16 protein-coding genes are annotated in these 17,068 nt (G+C 68.0%); 4 read left to right on the top strand and 12 right to left on the bottom strand.

Annotation, left to right across the window (positions count from 1 at the left end; genetic code table 11):
• Positions 1–8 precede the first annotated feature (8 nt).
• From NOW55_RS00495 to NOW55_RS00485, 3 genes are all read left to right on the top strand, one after another.
• The gene (locus tag NOW55_RS00495; RefSeq protein ID WP_256398089.1) at positions 9–437 is read left to right on the top strand and encodes a hypothetical protein; all 429 of its coding nucleotides are present in this window, start codon (positions 9–11) and stop codon (positions 435–437) included.
• A 616-nt stretch (positions 438–1,053) separates the two neighbouring features.
• Positions 1,054–2,559 (top strand): replication factor C large subunit, encoded by a 1,506-nt coding sequence (locus NOW55_RS00490; protein ID WP_256398088.1) that lies wholly within the window; start codon positions 1,054–1,056, stop codon positions 2,557–2,559.
• Positions 2,560–2,671: 112 nt separating this feature from the next.
• A complete protein-coding gene (locus NOW55_RS00485) occupies positions 2,672–4,168 on the top strand; it encodes a hypothetical protein (protein WP_256398087.1) in 1,497 nt (498 codons plus the stop codon).
• Positions 4,169–4,258: 90 nt separating this feature from the next.
• Here the strand turns inward: NOW55_RS00485 and bioD are convergent, their stop codons facing one another.
• From bioD to NOW55_RS00430, 11 genes are all read right to left on the bottom strand, one after another.
• Complete coding sequence (gene bioD, locus NOW55_RS00480; protein WP_256398086.1) at positions 4,259–4,921, bottom strand: dethiobiotin synthase; 663 nt, start codon at positions 4,919–4,921, stop codon at positions 4,259–4,261.
• Entirely contained in the window at positions 4,918–6,165 is a 1,248-nt protein-coding gene (locus NOW55_RS00475; protein WP_256398085.1) for an aminotransferase class I/II-fold pyridoxal phosphate-dependent enzyme, read from the bottom strand. Before NOW55_RS00475 ends, bioD begins: the two co-directional genes overlap by 4 nt.
• 126 nt (positions 6,166–6,291) lie before the next feature.
• Positions 6,292–7,398 carry a (S)-8-amino-7-oxononanoate synthase BioU gene (gene bioU, locus NOW55_RS00470; RefSeq protein ID WP_256398084.1) on the bottom strand — a complete coding sequence of 369 codons (1,107 nt, stop codon included), beginning with the start codon at positions 7,396–7,398 and terminating at the stop codon, positions 6,292–6,294.
• Positions 7,399–7,481: 83 nt separating this feature from the next.
• Entirely contained in the window at positions 7,482–8,603 is a 1,122-nt protein-coding gene (gene bioB / locus NOW55_RS00465) for a biotin synthase BioB (protein WP_256398083.1), read from the bottom strand.
• 405 nt (positions 8,604–9,008) lie between these two features.
• A complete protein-coding gene (locus tag NOW55_RS00460) occupies positions 9,009–9,959 on the bottom strand; it encodes a hypothetical protein (RefSeq protein ID WP_256398082.1) in 951 nt (316 codons plus the stop codon).
• Positions 9,960–10,025: 66 nt separating this feature from the next.
• The gene (locus NOW55_RS00455) at positions 10,026–10,919 is read right to left on the bottom strand and encodes an amino acid ABC transporter permease (protein WP_256398081.1); all 894 of its coding nucleotides are present in this window, start codon (positions 10,917–10,919) and stop codon (positions 10,026–10,028) included.
• Positions 10,916–11,674 carry an amino acid ABC transporter ATP-binding protein gene (locus NOW55_RS00450; protein WP_256398080.1) on the bottom strand — a complete coding sequence of 253 codons (759 nt, stop codon included), beginning with the start codon at positions 11,672–11,674 and terminating at the stop codon, positions 10,916–10,918. Before NOW55_RS00450 ends, NOW55_RS00455 begins: the two co-directional genes overlap by 4 nt.
• Positions 11,671–12,300, bottom strand: a complete 630-nt coding sequence (locus NOW55_RS00445) for an amino acid ABC transporter permease (RefSeq protein WP_256399326.1) — start codon at positions 12,298–12,300, stop codon at positions 11,671–11,673. Before NOW55_RS00445 ends, NOW55_RS00450 begins: the two co-directional genes overlap by 4 nt.
• 120 nt (positions 12,301–12,420) lie before the next feature.
• Positions 12,421–13,203 (bottom strand): transporter substrate-binding domain-containing protein, encoded by a 783-nt coding sequence (locus tag NOW55_RS00440; protein ID WP_256398079.1) that lies wholly within the window; start codon positions 13,201–13,203, stop codon positions 12,421–12,423.
• A 112-nt stretch (positions 13,204–13,315) separates the two neighbouring features.
• On the bottom strand, positions 13,316–13,534 hold the full coding sequence (locus tag NOW55_RS00435; protein ID WP_256398078.1) for a hypothetical protein: 219 nt from the start codon (positions 13,532–13,534) through the stop codon (positions 13,316–13,318).
• A 41-nt stretch (positions 13,535–13,575) separates the two neighbouring features.
• Positions 13,576–14,085, bottom strand: coding sequence for a COX15/CtaA family protein (locus tag NOW55_RS00430; RefSeq protein ID WP_256398077.1), 510 nt, complete (start codon positions 14,083–14,085; stop codon positions 13,576–13,578).
• A 150-nt stretch (positions 14,086–14,235) separates the two neighbouring features.
• Here NOW55_RS00430 and NOW55_RS00425 point away from each other — a divergent pair, with 150 nt between their 5' ends.
• Positions 14,236–16,503, top strand: a complete 2,268-nt coding sequence (locus NOW55_RS00425) for an NADP-dependent malic enzyme (protein WP_256398076.1) — start codon at positions 14,236–14,238, stop codon at positions 16,501–16,503.
• A gap of 50 nt (positions 16,504–16,553) precedes the next feature.
• On the opposite strand, the gene NOW55_RS00420 is transcribed toward NOW55_RS00425, so the two are convergent.
• A complete protein-coding gene (locus tag NOW55_RS00420) occupies positions 16,554–17,000 on the bottom strand; it encodes a hypothetical protein (RefSeq protein WP_256398075.1) in 447 nt (148 codons plus the stop codon).
• Positions 17,001–17,068: the final 68 nt, after the last annotated feature.

The raw sequence follows: 17,068 nt of genomic DNA, 5'->3' as shown, positions 1-17,068 counted from the left end.
CTCAATGCATGATGCGAGGCGTTTCGAGGTCTCCTCCATCCCCTGTCTTCATGTTCTTTTTTCTGGGGGTAGTGCTACTCTTGGTCGTCACGACCGCGCTTGGCATCGGTGCGATACGGTACGAGTTCAGGTATGCCGGGACAGTCGAAGACCCAACCGACGCACGCTGGCAGTTCGACTACGAAGACCTCACGGTCGAGGACAAGGAAGTCGTACAACGGGCAATGGAAGGAGAACGAATTGTCTTCCAGAGTGACGGGCTTTGGCCCGGCCCGGGACGAGGCGACCTCGCACTCAGGTATCAGAACGAGTGGCACCTGTTCAACCGGCGGATATACTTCGGGGCAACGACGCCGTTCGGAATTGCATCGATAGCGAGTGCTTTGGCTGGTTTCGCCTGTATCGGGGAATCGATCCGACGAAAACGACGAGAGTGAACGGATGGAGACACCCGTTAGGTAGGGGTGCGAAGTTAACAGGGGTCTATCTCATCTCCAGAGAGACGAGTCGTTCCGTTCTCTGTCACTCGGTATCGGGCACTGGAAGACGCATCCGCTTCCGAGTTAACTGTAGAGAACGAATACGGGTGTTGAACGGTCACTATGATTCTCTCAGGGCTCCGGTTCATCACTGTCGACTCTTTAGATGACGTGGTCGGATGGGTCCCCCATCTTTCGAGGCAACTTGCATTCCGTAGCCGCATCGAGAGGTAGACCGCCTCGGCCTGAAGTGCGATTTCGCCCGCTTCGCTATCGGATAGTTCCGAGAGATTGGAGACGGGTTGTGGTGTGCTGGGGACTGGAGCGGTTGTGGTTGGTTGGGCAGTCGTTGATTGATTTTCAGCAAGATTCAGACACCCCGTGAGGAGCAAGCTACCAACTATTACCGTGAGGACCAAGGCGTTCCTGAAGCGCATACTGAATTGTCATTGGTAAGACGGCAAGTGCTTTGTCTGTATCTACCGACCCTCTCGTCGAGCACGGTTGGTGTGTGAACCGTTCTAGAACGCCGTCGAGCGCAACCACTAAACGCGGGCCGCCCTTCCCTCCGGTAATGGCAGACTGGACGGAGAAGTACCGCCCGACGACGCTCTCGGAGGTGCGCGGGAACGACAAGGCCCGCGACGCGCTCCGGAAGTGGGCGGAGACGTGGGACGACCACCGCGAGGCGGCCATCGTCCACGGCTCGCCCGGTGTCGGGAAGACCTCGGCGGCCCACGCGCTGGCCAGCGACATGGGCTGGCCGGTGATGGAGCTGAACGCGAGCGACTCCCGGACCGCGGACGACATCAAGCGCTTCGCCGGGCGCGCCTCGCAGAACCAGACGCTCGGCGGGACCGGCGGTCGGCAGCTGCTCGTCGTCGACGAGGCGGACAACTTCCACGGGAACAGCGACTACGGTGGCTCACGGGAGGTGACTCGTATCGTCAAGGAGGCGAACCAGCCGATGGTGCTCATCGCGAACGAGTTCTACGACATGAGCAACAGCCTCCGGAACGCCTGTCGCGAGATCGAGTTCCGCGACGTCTCCCGGCGCTCCATCGTGCCCGTCCTGCGCGACATCTGTCGACAGGAGGGCATCGAGTACGAGGACGACGCGCTCGACAAGATCGCCCGGGAGACCAGCGGCGACCTCCGCTCGGCCGTGAACGACCTGCAGGCGCTGGCCGAGCGGAACGAGCGGCTCACCGTCGACGACGTGGTGATGGGCGAGCGCGACCGCACGGAGGGCATCTTCGACTTCCTCGACGACGTCATCAAGAACAAGTCCGCCGAGGAGGCGCTGTACGCATCGTACGACGTGGACGAGACGCCGGACGACCTCCTCAACTGGGTCGAGGACAACGTCCCGAAGGACTACCGCGGCGACGAGCTGGCCGACGCGTACGGCTTCCTCGCGAACGCCGACCGCTGGCTCGGGCGCGTGCGGGCCACGCAGGACTACTCGTTCTGGCGCTACGCGACGGACAACGTCGCCGCGGGTGTCGCGGCCTCGCGCCGGCACGACCACGGCGGCTGGACCCGGTACGGGCCGCCGTCGTACTGGTCGAAGCTCGGGCGTTCGAAGGCGACGCGGAACAGACGGGACGCCATCGCCCGGAAGATCGCCGAGAAGGGCGGCTTCAGCATGGGGACTGCCCGTCGAGAGGTGATGCCGTTCCTCGCGGAGATGACCCACCACTGCAAGCCCCGGGAGCTCACCGTCAGGATGACGATGGTGTACGACCTCGACGCCGCGGAGGTGTCGTTCGTCACGGGCAGCGGTGAGGACACGAACAAGGTGCAGGGCATCGTCGAGGAGGCTCAGGAGCGCCGCGACGACGCCGTCGTCGAGAACGCGGGCGGCGCGTTCGCGCAGTTCGAGTCCGACGAGGAGGGGAGCACGGCGGACGACGAGCCGGCGACGGAGGGCGAGGCAGCCGCGGACGACGACGGCGACGACGGCCAGACGACACTCGGTGGGGCGGCGGACGACCCCGGCGAGCCGTCGCCGGCCGATACTGACAGCGAGACTGACGAAACAGATGACGGACAGTCGGGACTCGACGACTGGCTCTAGGACTCGAACCCACCGCCCTCCCCGGAACTCGTGGAAACTTTCTCGCCGTTTCCGGTGAAACGAGACCGCAACGCCTAAGCGTACCAACTCCTGTGTTGGGAATAGTTCTCACATGAAGCGAGCGCTTCTCGCAGTCGCGTTGGCCCTCATGCTCGTGGTCGCGGGGTGCAACACCACCGACCAGGGAGGGGACTCGACGACAGTCGAGCCCACGGGGGAGCCGACCGACGAGATGACGACAGCACAGACGACGGCCGAACAGACCGAGACGGGGACCACCACGTCCGGCGGTGAGGACGAGGAGGACGACGAACGGGAGGAGCAGGAGGAACCCTGCGAGTACCGGAGCGAGGAGGGGGACCTCGTGCAGGTGCAGGGTGCCTGCCTCGGCTTCGACGCCAACCAGGTCTACCTGAACGTCATGGAGATGGCGGGCGTGGAGCTCGACACGGGCCCGTCCGTGCGCTCGCTCTCGCCCGAACAGACGAACCCGTACACGTTCGACCAGTTCGGGTTCAGCAACGAGTCGTTCCAGGCCGTCATGGGCATCGCGCCGAACGGCACGCCCGACGTGTACGTCGCCGGCTACGCCTCCCCGCAGACCGGCCCGGACGGCAGCGTCGAGGTCGACGTCGTGATGCGGTACATCGACGCCGACGGTGGCGAGGGCCGCCCGCAGGGCCCCGAGGAGGCCGAGATCACCCTCGCCCACGAGTACCTCCACGCCATCCAGTTCTACGAGGGGAGCCAGGACCGCCTGGCCGCCAACCTCACCAGCGAGGGCGTCAACCTGGGCGACGTCGAGACCTCGCTCGTCGAGGGCAGCGCGGTGTACTTCGAGAGCGAGTACCAGGAGCAGTACATGGACCGCGACGCCGCCTCCCGGAACGTCTCCGCGTGGGCGAACTCCTCGCCGTTCTCGATGTACCAGCTCGGCCCCTACGTGATGGGCGAACGCTACACGAAGTTCCGCGTCAACTCCACCAGCGAGTTCCAGACGTTGTACGACAACCCGCCCATCTCGATGGAGCAGATCATGCACAACCACATGCCGGACGAGGAACGGCCGCGCAACCTGACCGTCGAGCGCGGGCAGGACTCCGTCTGGAACCACTACGACACCTCGACGCGCGGTGAGCTGTTCCTGCGCTCCTCGCTCCGTGCCGGCGTGAGCGGCCCGCGCGCCGCCGCCGGTGCCGAGGGCTGGGGTGCCGACCGCGCGATGACGTTCCGGAACCAGAGCTACAGTTCCGCCGGCAACTACAAGTACGGCTACGCCTGGACGCTCCGGTTCGACAACGCCTCCGAGCAGGACGAGTTCCGCGGCATCTTCGGGGACTGGCTGGAGAGCCGCGGCCCGCTGACCGACGGCGTCTACCGGATGGACGAGGACCACACCTACCGGATGGTCGAGATCAGCGACGAGACGGTCGTCGTGCTCGCAGGCCACGAGCGCTTCACGACCCAGACCGTCGCCACGGGCAACGCGAGCCACGTGACGGTCACGATGACCGACGCCGACCAGACCAGCAGTGTGCAGTCCGACGATGACGACGACGAGGAGCGCCTCGTCACCGCACAGTCCGGCGCGGTCCGCGCCACGGTCTGAACCAGGGAAGACGACACCGACCTTCTTTCGCGCGTTCGACGGCGAGCGGCGACGCTGGCGGCGTCGGTGAACTGGTGGGGGGGCTGCAGCCTACGGCGTCGGCAGGAACGAGTCGGGCAAGTGTGCGTCCACGAAGGAGACCGCGTCGGTCGGCTCGTCGATGGCCGCCGGCGGCATCGTCTCGACGGGCAGCCCGGTCATGCGTTCGAGTTCGGCCGGGTTCGTCCGCTCGGCGACCGTCTCGCCGGCCCACTCGTTGAGGACGACCCCCTGGACCGGGACGCCGGCGGCGTCGAGCGCGTCGACCGAGAGCGCCGTGTGGTTCAGCGTGCCGAGTCCGGAGCGCGCGACGAGCAGCGCCTCGCAGCCGCAGTCGGCGACGAGGTCGAGCACGTCGTGGTCGCCGGTCAGCGGCACGCGCAGGCCGCCGATACCCTCCAAAACGCCGACCGTGGCGGCGTCGAGCGCGTCAGCCGTCCTGCTCCGGAGGTCGGCGTAGTCGAGCGCGGTGCCTTCGCGCTCGGCCGCGACGCGTGGCGCGAGTGGCGGCTCCAGCCGACCGAGGCAAGTCGCCGCCGCCTCGTCATCGCAGGCGGCCTGCACGAACGCCGCGTCGTCGTCCGGCGGGAAGCCGGTCTGGTACGGCTTGACCGCGCGGGCGTCGACGCCCGCGGCCCGAAGGACGCCGGTCACGCCCGCCGTGACGACGGTCTTGCCGACGCCGGTGTCGGTCCCGACGACCGCGAGACTCACAGCAGCCCGACCTCCTCGCCGGCCGCCCGGAACGCCTCGATGCAGTGCTCGACGTCGCTCCGGGAGTGCGTCGCCATCGGCGCGATCCGGATTCGGCTCGTTCCCTCGGGCACGGTCGGGGGCCGGATGGCGGGCGCGACGATGCCGCGCTCCCTGACCGCCCGTTCGAGTGCGAGCGCGTCCAGCCGGTCGCCGACGACGATGGGAAGGACCTGTGTATCGCCCCAGACCTCGTAGCCCACCGATTCGAGCCCGTTGCGCAGCTGGCCGACGTTCGACCAGAGGCGGTCGCGGCACTCCCCGTGGCGGGCGAGGTGGAGCGCCTCGCTGGCGGCGGCGGCGGCCGGCGGGGCCAGCCCGGTCGAGAAGACGAACGACCGCGCCTCGTTGACGAGGTGTTCTATCAGGGACTCGCTCCCGGCGACGTAGCCGCCCTGGCTGGCCAGCGCCTTCGAGAGCGTGCCCATCTGGACGTGGACGCGCTCCTCGAGCCCCTCGCGCTGGACGATGCCGCCGCCGTCGACGTGCAGGCCGGTCGCGTGGGCCTCGTCGACCATCAGCCACGCGCCGAACGACTCGACGGCGTCGCAGAGTGCTTCGAGCGGCGCGACGGTGCCGTCCATCGAGAACACCGAGTCGGTGACGACGAGCCACGACTCGTCCTCGCCCCCGTCGGTCGATGACGGCGGGCCACCCGACGCCGTGTGTTCACTCGACTCGGCACGAGCGGCCATGCGCCGACGGAGGTCCCCGGCGTCCCGGTGGTCGTAGACGACCACGTCCGCACCGGAGAGCCGGCAGCCGTCGACGATGCTCGCGTGGTTGAACTCGTCGGAGAACACGACGTCGGGGTCGAGCGCGGCGATGGTGCCCACGTTCGCCGCGTAGCCCGACGAGAACGCGAGCGCGCGGTCGGTACCCTTGACCTCCGCGAGCCGGAGTTCGAGGTCGCGGTGGACCAGCGTGTCCCCGGTGACGAGCCGGCTCGCGCCCGCACCCGTCCCGACCACGTCGGCGGCCTGCGCGGCCGCCTCCTGCACCCGGTCGTGCTGGGTCAGGCCGAGATAGTTGTTCGCGGCGAAGACGAGGTGTTCCTCGCCGTCGAGGACGGGGAGGTCGCGACCCGGGTCGGGCGCGAAGTAGCTGCGCTCTGCAACCCGGTCGACCGGTGCGATATCGCGGTAGAGGTCAGTGTCGTGTCGGGCGGCGACGCGGTCGGCGAGGTCGAACCCGCGCTCTGTCATCTGGTCGTAGGTGTCAGTTACCGGGTCTTGAACGGTTCGATACCGCGTCGGCTCTGACCTTTCAGGGTCATGCCCGTGGCTCGGGTCCTGGCCGGTCGGTTCCGTCCATCCAGCGCCACGGCATCGTCAGAATCCGGGCATCAGGTCCGCCGGGCCGAACACGCCGTAGTCGCCGACGCGGTTCATCCGCACCGCGCTCTGCAGGTAGCCGAGGGCGGGGCCGTTGACGTTCGCGGCCATGCTCGTCGCGTCGTCGAGTTCGAAGGTGTTCGTCCCGCGCTCGCCGTCGAACGTGCGGCCGGTCACGCGTACCGTCGTCGTCGTCGGCTTCTCGTCGTGGCGCACGTCGAGGATGCCGCCGACGGTGACGTCCGCGGCGTCGCAGATACCGGCGCGTTCGAGCAGCACATCGTCGGCGTGCTCCATATCGTCGAACTCGATGACGCCGTCGTGCTCGTCGACGATAGCCTCGATTTCTCCGTCGCTCAGCTCGCGGGCGCTCTCGATGTCGTACTCTTCGAGGTGGGCGATGTCCTCGCGGACGGTGCCGCGGTTGTCCTCGTAGCCCGACTTGAGGCCGACCCCCCACCAGATCTCCACGTCCTCGACCTCGACGAACGACTGGGCGGCGAGCGCGGCCGCGCCGGTGAGGAAGCCGGGCGTCGCGCCCGCGCCGCAGACGAAGGTGATGCCGGACTCCTCGAACAGCTCGGCGCGTTCGTAGAGCATGCCGATGACCCGCGAGCGCTTGAGCACGTCCACGAGGACGCCCTCGTAGCCCGCTTCGGCGAACCGCTCGGCGGTGCGCGGGATGAAGTCGTGCGTGAGGTTCGGGAGCGCGAGCAGCACCGCGTCGAGGGCCGCGGATTCGTCGATGACGTCCTGGATGGGCGTCTCCGTGGGGCGGGCCTGTTCGCTGGCGACGACGCCCGCGCCCTCCCCGTGCTGTTTGACCGCCGTGCCGCCGTCGGGTCGTGTGTCGCTGTCGTCGACGGCGCTGGTGTTGTCGACGGTTCGGGTGTCGTCGCCGTGGTCGTCCTCGGCGCGTTCGCTGGCGACGTTCCCCTCCGTCGCGGCGAGCAGTTCCGCGACGTCGAGCCCGTCGTGGTCGATGGCGAGGCCGTTCCTGTCGCAGGCCGCGACCGGCGTGAGTCCGTCCTTCTGCTGGCTCACTTCGAGCGTTCGTCGGCCGATACCGCCCGTTCCGAGTACCGCGAATTTCACGTCGTCCATGGCTGGATGAGATGTCGCCGTCAGTCGTCCGGTCGTCGGTCAGTCGTCCGGTCGTCGTCGGTCAGTCGTCTGGTCGTCGTCGGTCAGTCGTCCAGTTCCGCGTTGCTCGTCGCTGTGCCCGCCGCCGTCTCGACGGCCTCGTCGGGCTGGTCGTCGTCCCGGGCTTTCACCTCGGCCGGGTCGAACTCGTTCGCCGCGGTGTTGGGCTCCAGCCCGGCGCGCTCGATGACCTCGATGTCGTCGCCCGGGGTCTGCCCGCCGGTGGTGAGGTAGTCGCCGGTGAGGATGCCGTCCGCGCCGGCCTCGAACGGGAGGTGCTGTTCGTCGACGGCGAGGTTCACCTCCCGGCCGCCGGTCAGGCGAACCCGGGCGTCGGGGTGGAGCAGCCGGTAGACGGCGATGGTCCGGATGATCTCCCGGGTCGAGATATCCGCGGAGTCGCCGAGTTCGTCGCCCAGCGCGGTGCCCGCGACCGGGTTGAGGATGTTCACCGGCAGCGACGAGACGCCGACCTCCTGGAGCGCGATGGCCGCCTCCACGCGGTCCGTCGGGGTCTCGCCCATGCCGAGGATGACGCCGGCACAGAGGTCCATCCCCACGTCCTTGGCGAGTTCGAGCGTCTTCACCCGGTCCTCGAACTCGTGCGTCTCGACGATCTCCGGGAAGAACCTGGGCGAGGTCTCGATGTTGTGGTTGTAGTGGTTGATGCCCTCCGCGGCGAGTATCTCGGCCTCCTCGCGCGTGAGGATGCCGAGGCTGGCGTCGACCTCCACGTCCGTCTCGTCGCGCACGAGCCGGATGGCACGGACGACCTCGGCCCACTCCTCGGGACGATGCTCCTTCGAGACGCCCTTCTCGGCGACGACGATGCCGAACCGCTGGGCACCGTCGCGTTCCGCGCGCTTCGCGGCGTCGAGTATCTCCGCCGGGTCGAGGAAGCCGTACGTCTCGATGCCCGTGTCGAAGTGGACCGACTGCGCGCAGAACCCGCAGTCCTCCGCGCAGTTGCCCGCCTTCGCGTTCACGATGGAGCAGGCGTCGACGGTGCCGTCACCGAACTGCGACCGGACGTAGTCCGCCGCCGGCGCGAGGTCGTCCACCGGCTGTGCGATCAGTGCCAGGCCGTCCGTGCGGTCGAGGCGCTCGCCCGCGAGCACGCGCTCGACGGCGGCGTCGACCGTCGGGTTTTCCGTCTCGTAAACCACGCTAGCGACGGTGGTTGACGAGGTATTAGTTCTTGGGGTCTGGTCGTGAAACGTTTGCGACACGGTGGAGGAACAGCGTATTCCGTCTGCGCACCAGACGGCATCGCCAGCGACACCCAGAAAGCCCTGATTCTGTCGACTCGCCCCGTTCAGTCCCACCCGCCCACGACCGCACCTCACGCCTCCCCAGCCTCTTGCGCTCCTCGCTGCGCTGTCGTTCGAGAGAGCGAAGCTCTCTCGTGATGACGGGAGAGCTCCGCTCTCCCGAACCACGGTGCTCATCCCTCGCGCGGATGACTCGCGGCCTCGCTGGCGCTCGGCACGCTCGCCAGCCGCGCGCCGGTTGAAGAGGTTTACGAATATTGTAAACTCTTCTGTCGCCACGACCCCGCAGTCCGGCCTCAGTCACTCCGTCAGCTCGAACCCGTCGAGCGTGCGCTCACCCGAGTCGAACCGCTGGAGGTAGTACTCGATGCCGGGCTGGTGGGCCGCGCCGACGAGGAGGTGGACCGTGTCGCCGGGGCTGGCGTGGTACATCCCGTAGTCGGCCATGCGCTCGTTGCGGGCGTGGGTCATGAGTTCGAGTTCGGGGTCGTGCCGCCGGAGCCACTCACGTTCGAGGGGCTGTGGGAGGAACGTCGTCCGGTAGTAGTGCTGGAGATGGACGAGGTGGGCGGGGTCGGTGGCGGCGCGACGGGTGAGCTTGAACGACTCGTAGTCGTCGCCGGTGGCCAGGCTCTCGTGGCTGGTGAGGAAGCCGGAGGCGAGGTCGCCGAGGGTGCGCTCGAACGTCTCGCCGTAGACGTCGCTGCCGTCGTCGACGAACGAGAAGACGGCGTCCTTGAACTCGCCGGTGAAGGAGTCCACGTCCTCCAGCAGGCCCTCGAAGTTCCCGGGCAGGTCGTCGAGGTTCGAGTCGCCGTCGAGCTCCCGGCAGCGCTCCATCGCCCACCGGTAGTCGTCCATCTCGTAGGCGGCACCGAAGTCGGCGAAGTACATCCGCCAGATGCCCTGCTCGCAGTACACCGACGCGCCGGAATCGAGGAAGTCGGCGACGTGCTCGCGGAGGAACGAGCGCTCGGCGTCGGTGTCGGCGTGGGTGATGCCGTGGACGTGGAACTCGCGGTCGCCGACCGCGACGGTCGTGCCCGGGACGCCCGGCGTGGACGTCGGCGTGAGCCGGCGCTCCTGGAGCGTGCGCCACTCGCGCTTGGCGGCGAGGTAGGCCTCGTGGGGCCCGTCGGCGGCCGTCACCCCGACCAGCTCGGCGAGGCTCCGCGCGCTGCGCAGGCGCTCGAACCGCTCGCGCTGGCCGGGGGTGAGCCCGCCCGGTCGGGTCGGAGACACGTCGGTCATCGGGTGGGAACTCGGGGCCGAGCGTGGTAAAGTGTGACGGGGGTTGGTGCGCCGGGCGTCAGTCCGTCACGACCGCCCGCGTGCCTGCCCGAGGCCGGGCAGCGCGACCCGGTCCTCGATGTAGCCCATCAGCTTCGTCGCGGTGATGACGATACCGATGTACACCAGCGCGACGACGGTGAACATCGCGGTGTAGTCGAACGTGTCGCTCGCGACCGCGTCGGCCCGCCGGAACAGCTCGGCGACGGTGATGAACGTCGCGAGCGAGGAGTACTTGATGAGGTAGACCAGCTCGTTCGTCCAGCCCGGGATGGCGAACCGGAGCGTCTGCGGGAGCACGACGTACCGGATGCCATCGCGCTGGGTCAGCCCGACCGACCGGGCCGCGACGAGCTGCTGTGGGTCAACGCTCTCGATGGCCGACCGGATGTACTCCGCCTGGTACGCCGCGCTGTTGATGGTGAAGCCGATGAGGGCGACCCACAGCGCGGTCCGGAGCGTGAACGGGCCGAACTCGGTGAGGCCGCGGAAGAACTGCGAGAGGTTCAGCCCGTAGTACAGCAGGTAGAGCTGGGCGATGAGCGGCGTCCCCCGGATGAGCTCGGTGAACGTCAGCGAGACGTACTTGCTCCAGGTGCCGTACACGCGGGCCACCGACAGCGGGACCGCGATCACGAGCCCGAGCAGGATGGAGAGCACCGTGATGAGCACGGTGATGTACGCCCCTTCGGCGAGCTGTGGCAGCGACTGGAACGCGGTGGCGGTGCCGCCGGTCAGCCCGAGCGCCTCGGGCGAGACCAGCGGCTCGCCGGGCGTCCCGAACGGAACCCAGTTCCAGTTGATGAGCCAGCGCATGAGCAGGTAGCCCCAGAACAGGACACCGGCCACGACGAGGACCCACGACCCGGCGGACCGGCCCTCGGTCCGACGTATCCGCCTGAGGTCCTCGGCGTAACTCACGCGCTCTCACCGCCGTGGAGCTGCGTGATGCGCTGCAGGAACTCCGCGGTGCGTGCCTGCTCGGGGTGCTCGAACAGCTGCTCGGGCGGCCCGCGCTCGACGATGTGGCCCTGGTCGAGGAACATCATGCGCGAGGCTGCCTCGCGGGCGAAGCCCATCTCGTGGGTCACCACGAGCATCGTCATGCCCTCGTCTGCGAGTTCGCGCATGACGCCCGTGACCTCGCCGACCAGTTCGGGGTCGAGCGCGCTCGTCGGCTCGTCGAACAGCAGGAGCTTCGGGTCCATCGCGAGCGCCCGGGCGATGCCGACACGTTGCTTCTGGCCGCCCGAGAGCTCGGCGGGGTAGGATTTGGCCTGGTTGGCGAGGCCGACGCGTTCGAGGTGCTCCATCGCCCGCTCGCGGGCCTCGGCCTTGCCCAGCCCCTTCACCCGGCGCAGGCCGAGCGTGATGTTCTCGATCGCGGTGAGGTGCAGGAACAGGTTGAAGTCCTGGAACACCATCCCGACCTGCCGCCGGAGCTTGTTCACGTCGGTTCCGGGGCCGCTGACGCGCTCGCCGTCGAGGTAGATGGTCCCCGAATCGGGCTCGGTGAGCCGGTTCACACAGCGAAGCAGGGTGGACTTCCCCGAACCGCTCGGGCCCGACAGCACCTCGACGTCCCCCTTCTCCAGCTCGAAGCTGATGCCCTCGAGGACCTTCTCGTCGCCGTAGCTCTTGTGCAGGTCCTCGACGCGGAGAAGCGGGTCGCTCATGCGCCCTCACCCGTCGGGACGCCGAAGTAGTCGCCGGCGAACTCCAGCCCGCGGTTCGTCGACACCGTCAGCACGAAGTAGACGAGGCTGATGGCGAGGATGAGCTCGAGCGCGGTGCCGGTCCGGTTCTGCTGGAGGAACAGGTCCTCCGCCGTCCCGAGCAGCTCGGTGACGCCGAGGATGATGGCGATGCTCGTGTCCTTCAGCACGATGGTGAACTCGTTCTGGAAGCCGGGGATCGACCGCCGGAGCGCCTGCGGCACGATGACGTAGACGATGGCCTCCAGCTTGCTCATGCCGACGGAGCGGGCGGCCTCCATCTGGCCCTCGCCGACGCTCTGGATTGCCCCGCGGAAGATCTGGGACTGGTACGCTCCCGAGCGGAGCCCAAGCGCGAACGTCGCCGCGATGAACGGACTGCTCGACACCGAGAACACGTAGAACATGTAGATGAGGATGACCAGGATGGGAACCGCGCGGACGACGACCCCGACGGTCTCGACGGGGACGCGGAGCCACGCTGGCGCGTACACCTCCGCGATGCCAGCCGGGAGCCCGATGAGGAACCCGAGGACGATGGAGACGAACGTCAGCTGGACGGTGACGACTGTCGCCTCCAGCAGCATGTCCCGGTTGCCCCAGACGTACCCCCAGTCGGGGTTGTCGAGGAAGAACCGACTCACGGCGTCAGCGAGTCCGCCCTGCAGCGGGACGGCTGCCGGTGTGAGTTCCAGCACCATCGCGGATTACTCGCCGAACCACTCCGCCGTCAGGTCCTGGTAGGTGCCGTCCTCACGCACCGTCGCGAGCCCGTCGTTGAGCGCGGACTGCAGCTCGCTCTCGCCGCTCCGGATCCCGAAGCCGTACTGCTCGCCCGTCTCGTAGACGAACGCGACGCTGACGCTGCGCTCGGACGCGAACGACGCCGCGACCGGTTCGTCGAGGACCACCGCGTCGATGTTGCCGTTCTCGAGGTCGGTCACCGCGAGCACGTACGTGTCGTAGGCGTTGTAGTTCGACTCCTGGAAGTCGCCGTCCTCTATCATCCCCTGGAGGACGCCCTCGCCGGTCGTCCCGGACTGGGAGCCGACCTGACGGCCCTGCAGGTCGGACAGCTCCGAGGGCTGGAAGTCGCCGCCCTCGCGCACGAGGATGGACTGGTTCGCGCTGTAGTACGGGTCGCTGAAGTCGATGTTCTCGTCACGGTCCGGTGTGATGGTCATCGCGGCGGCGATGACGTCGATGTTACCGTTGCGGAGCGACGGGATGAGCGAGTCGAACGAGTTCAGGTCCTCCCAGGCCGCGAGCTCGTAGTCGGTCTCGTCGACGACCGCCTCGAGCAGGTCGATGTCGAAGCCGACGACCTCGTCGCCCTCCTTCATCTCGAACGGTGGGAAGCCCGACGCTGTCCCCGGGATTATCGTGTTCTCCCCGCCACTCCCGCCACCGCTGAGGGAGTCCACACAGCCCGCGAGAGAGATCGTCGTCACTGCTGCACCACTCGCCTTGAGATAGCTACGTCTATCCATACCGGTGGAGTATGATACCCCGATATAAAACGGTTAGCCGGTTCCGGGGAATCTTGCGAGTTCGAACTCGGCCCTGTCGGCCGGTTTGGCCGCCGACCCCACTCGTCGCCGCTCAGTCCTCGTCGGGGACCGGGTCGACGTGGTGGACCGCGTCCGGCGAGATGAGCCGACCGGTCGGGAGTTCGACCCAGCCGTTGGCGAGGACCCGGACCTCGCCCTCGTGGAGGACGTCCGTGGCGTCGCGGTCGCCGTAGACGACGGCGTTGCGGTACTCCTTGATGAAGTAGTCGTCACCCCAGTCGAAGATGGAGCTGGTTCCTGCGGGGAGCATGCTCGGCGGTTCGGCCACCGGTGTGAAAAGTCGTCGGGTGGTCAGTCCGCGTCGACGGCCCGCGTCGTCCCCTCGCGCTCCGCCGTCGCGGTCGTCCCGTCCTCCCCGCTGCGGTCGAACATCCACGCGGTCGCGCCGACGAGGCCGGCGAAGATGACCATCGCCGCGCCGTGGTGGAGCGTCTGGACGCCCGCGGTGTAGGTCACGACGGTCTGCCGACCGAGGAGCACCTGCACCGGCAGGACGGCGATGGAGATGGCGACCGCGGCGTGGATACGCCGGCTGTCGAACGCCTTCCACGCGCCGTAGGCCGTCCCGAGGATGAAGAACCCGGTGATGGAGGCGACGAACCGGTGGATCCACTCGGGGTACGACGCCACGTTCGGCGGCAGCAGGCCGAACAGGGGCCCGCCACAGAGCGGCCAGCGGCCCTGGCATGTGAGCCCCGTCCCCGTCGCAGCCGTGTACACGCCGAGCAGGATGAGCAGGAACGTCAGCCCCGTCGTCACAGCGCCGAGGATGGCGACGTTCCGGCGGTCGAGCCAGTTCATGGTCGTTGCTCGGGGGCACGACCATATCAAGCGCACGGTCCTTCCAGCGTCGTGAGAACGCTTCGGGCGGCCCTCGCGGCCCGCGGAGTTCGACGACTGTCGAACAGTTGGTTCGATTAGCTTTTAGTCGTACCATGTGGTGGCATTCGTATGGGACTCGACGAGGATTCACTGGACTACCACGAGGCGGAACCACCGGGGAAGCTGGAGATATCGACGACGAAACCGACGAACACACAGCGCGACCTCTCACTGGCGTACTCGCCCGGCGTGGCCGAACCGTGCCGACGCATCGCCGACAACCCCGACGACGCGTACAAGTACACCGCGAAGGGGAACCTCGTCGGCGTCATCTCCAACGGCTCGGCCGTCCTCGGCCTCGGCGACATCGGCGCGCAGGCCAGCAAGCCGGTCATGGAGGGCAAGGGCGTGCTGTTCAAGCGCTTCGCCGACATCGACGTGTTCGACATCGAGCTCGACCAGGACGACCCCGAGAAGATCATCGAGGCCGTCAGCTCGATGGAGCCGACCTTCGGGGGCATCAACCTGGAGGACATCTCCGCGCCCGAGTGCTTCACCATCGAGGAGACGCTCAGGGAGGAGATGGACATCCCCGTCTTCCACGACGACCAGCACGGCACCGCCATCATCTCCGGGGCAGCGCTGCTGAACGCCGCCGAGATCGCGGGCAAGGAGCTCGCGGACCTCGACATCGTCTTCTCCGGCGCGGGGGCGTCCGCGCTGGCGACGGCGCGGTTCTACGTCTCCCTCGGCGCGAAGCGGGAGAACATCACGATGTGTGACTCCTCGGGCATCATCACGGAGGCCCGCGCCGAGGCCGGCGACGTGAACAAGTACAAACAGGAGTTCGCCCGCGACATCGACGAGGGAGGGCTCGCCGACGCGATGGCGGGCTCGGACGTGTTCGTCGGGCTCTCCATCGGCGGGCTGGTCGACCAGGAGATGGTCCGCTCGATGGGCGACAACCCCATCGTCTTCGCGATGGCGAACCCGGACCCCGAGATCGGCTACGAGGCGGCGAAGGAGGCCCGCGTCGACACCGTCATCATGGCGACCGGGCGTTCGGACTACCCGAACCAGGTGAACAACGTGCTCGGCTTCCCCTTCATCTTCCGCGGCGCGCTCGACGTGCGTGCGACGGAGATCAACGAGGAGATGAAGGTCGCCGCCGCGCGCGCCCTCGCCGAGCTGTCGAAGCAGGACGTCCCCGACGCGGTCGTCAAGGCCTACGGCGACCAGCCGCTGCAGTTCGGCCCGGACTACATCATCCCGAAGCCGCTCGACCCGCGCGTGCTGTTCGAGGTCGCACCTGCCGTCGCGAAGGCCGCGATGGACTCGGGCTGCGCCCGACAGGAGCTCGACCTTGAGGCGTACGAGGAGCGCCTCGAGGCCCGCCTGGGCAAGTCCCGAGAGATGATGCGCGTCGTGCTGAACAAGGCGAAGTCCGACCCCAAGCGCATCGCGCTCGCGGAGGGTGCCGACGAGAAGATGATCCGCGCGGCGTACCAGCTCGAGGAGCAGGGCATCGCCGAACCGGTCCTCATCGGCAACGAGAATCGCATCACGAAGACGACCGAGCGCCTGGGGCTCGACTTCGAGCCGACCATCGCGAACCCCCGTGCCGACGACGACGACCGCCACGAGGACTACGCGGAGCGACTCTACCAGGTGCGAAAGCGCAAGGGGCTGACGAAGAGCGAGGCCGAGGACCTCATCCGTCGCGACTCGAACTACTACGGCAGCGTGATGGTCGAGTGCGGCGACGCCGACGCGCTCCTGACCGGGCTCACCCACCACTACCCCTCGGCCCTGCGCCCGCCGCTGCAGGTCATCGGCACCGCCGAGAACGCCGACTACGCCGCCGGCGTCTACATGCTGACGTTCAAGAACCGCGTCATCTTCTGCGCCGACACGACGGTCAATCAGGACCCCGACGCGAAGGTGCTCGCGGAGGTCGCCGACCACACCGCAGAGCTCGCCCGCAGCTTCAACGTCGACCCGCGCGTCGCCATGCTCTCGTACTCCAACTTCGGGAGCGTCGACAACCCCGGGACGCGCAAGCCCCGCCGTGCCGCCGAGATGCTCCGGAACGACGGCGACGTGGACTACCCGGTCGACGGCGAGATGCAGGCCGACACTGCCGTCGTCGAGGAGATCCTCGAGGGAACCTACGAGTTCTCGGACCTCGAGGAGCCCGCGAACGTGCTCGTCTTCCCGAACCTCGAGGCGGGCAACATCGGCTACAAGCTCCTCCAGCGCCTCGGCGGCGCGGAGGCCATCGGCCCGATGCTCGTGGGGATGGACAAGCCGGTCCACGTGCTCCAGCGGGGCGACGAGGTCAAGGACATCGTGAATCTGGCCGGCGTGGCGGTCGTCGACGCACAGCAGAACGAGTAGGGCTTCGCGGTCACGTTTCGACCGGCTCTTGCGAACGAGGTGCGAGCCTGCTACTCCACGTCTTCCTGGCCCGTCGCGCCGGTCGTGAACTCCCGCCAGTGGCGCAGCCCCCAGACGCCGACGCCCGTACAGACGAGCCCGGCGGCCGCGATGTACAGCAGGAGCTGGGGCACGAACACGTCGCCGGGGTGTTCGACGGCGTAGACGACGCCCTCGCCGGCGAGTGCGACCAGCCCGAACACGCCGAGGGAGATGCCGGCGACGGCGACGATGATCTGGACACCGTCGGCCGCGGGGTCGTCGAGGACGAACAGCGTGACGACGAACGCCAGCGCCGCCGCGAAGACGTACGCCGGGAGCCGGCCCCCGACGCCGGCGTTGCCCCCGTTCGAGAACGAGAGGATGCCGACCATGGCGAGGGTGAGGAGCACGGTCGACGCCGCGACGGAGACGGCGGCTCGATGCACGGGGTCGTCCAGCCAGTTCGGCGTCCGCATGGTCGAGCCGACACGGTCGGGGTCGAAAAGGGTTCCGGGGGGAAACCTATGGTGGTCCGGCCTGTACC

Origin of the sequence: Haloarchaeobius litoreus (assembly GCF_024495425.1) — an archaeon.
In the GTDB taxonomy this organism is placed as follows: Archaea; Halobacteriota; Halobacteria; order Halobacteriales; family Natrialbaceae; genus Haloarchaeobius; species Haloarchaeobius litoreus.
This window is presented reverse-complemented; position numbering and strand designations above follow the sequence as displayed.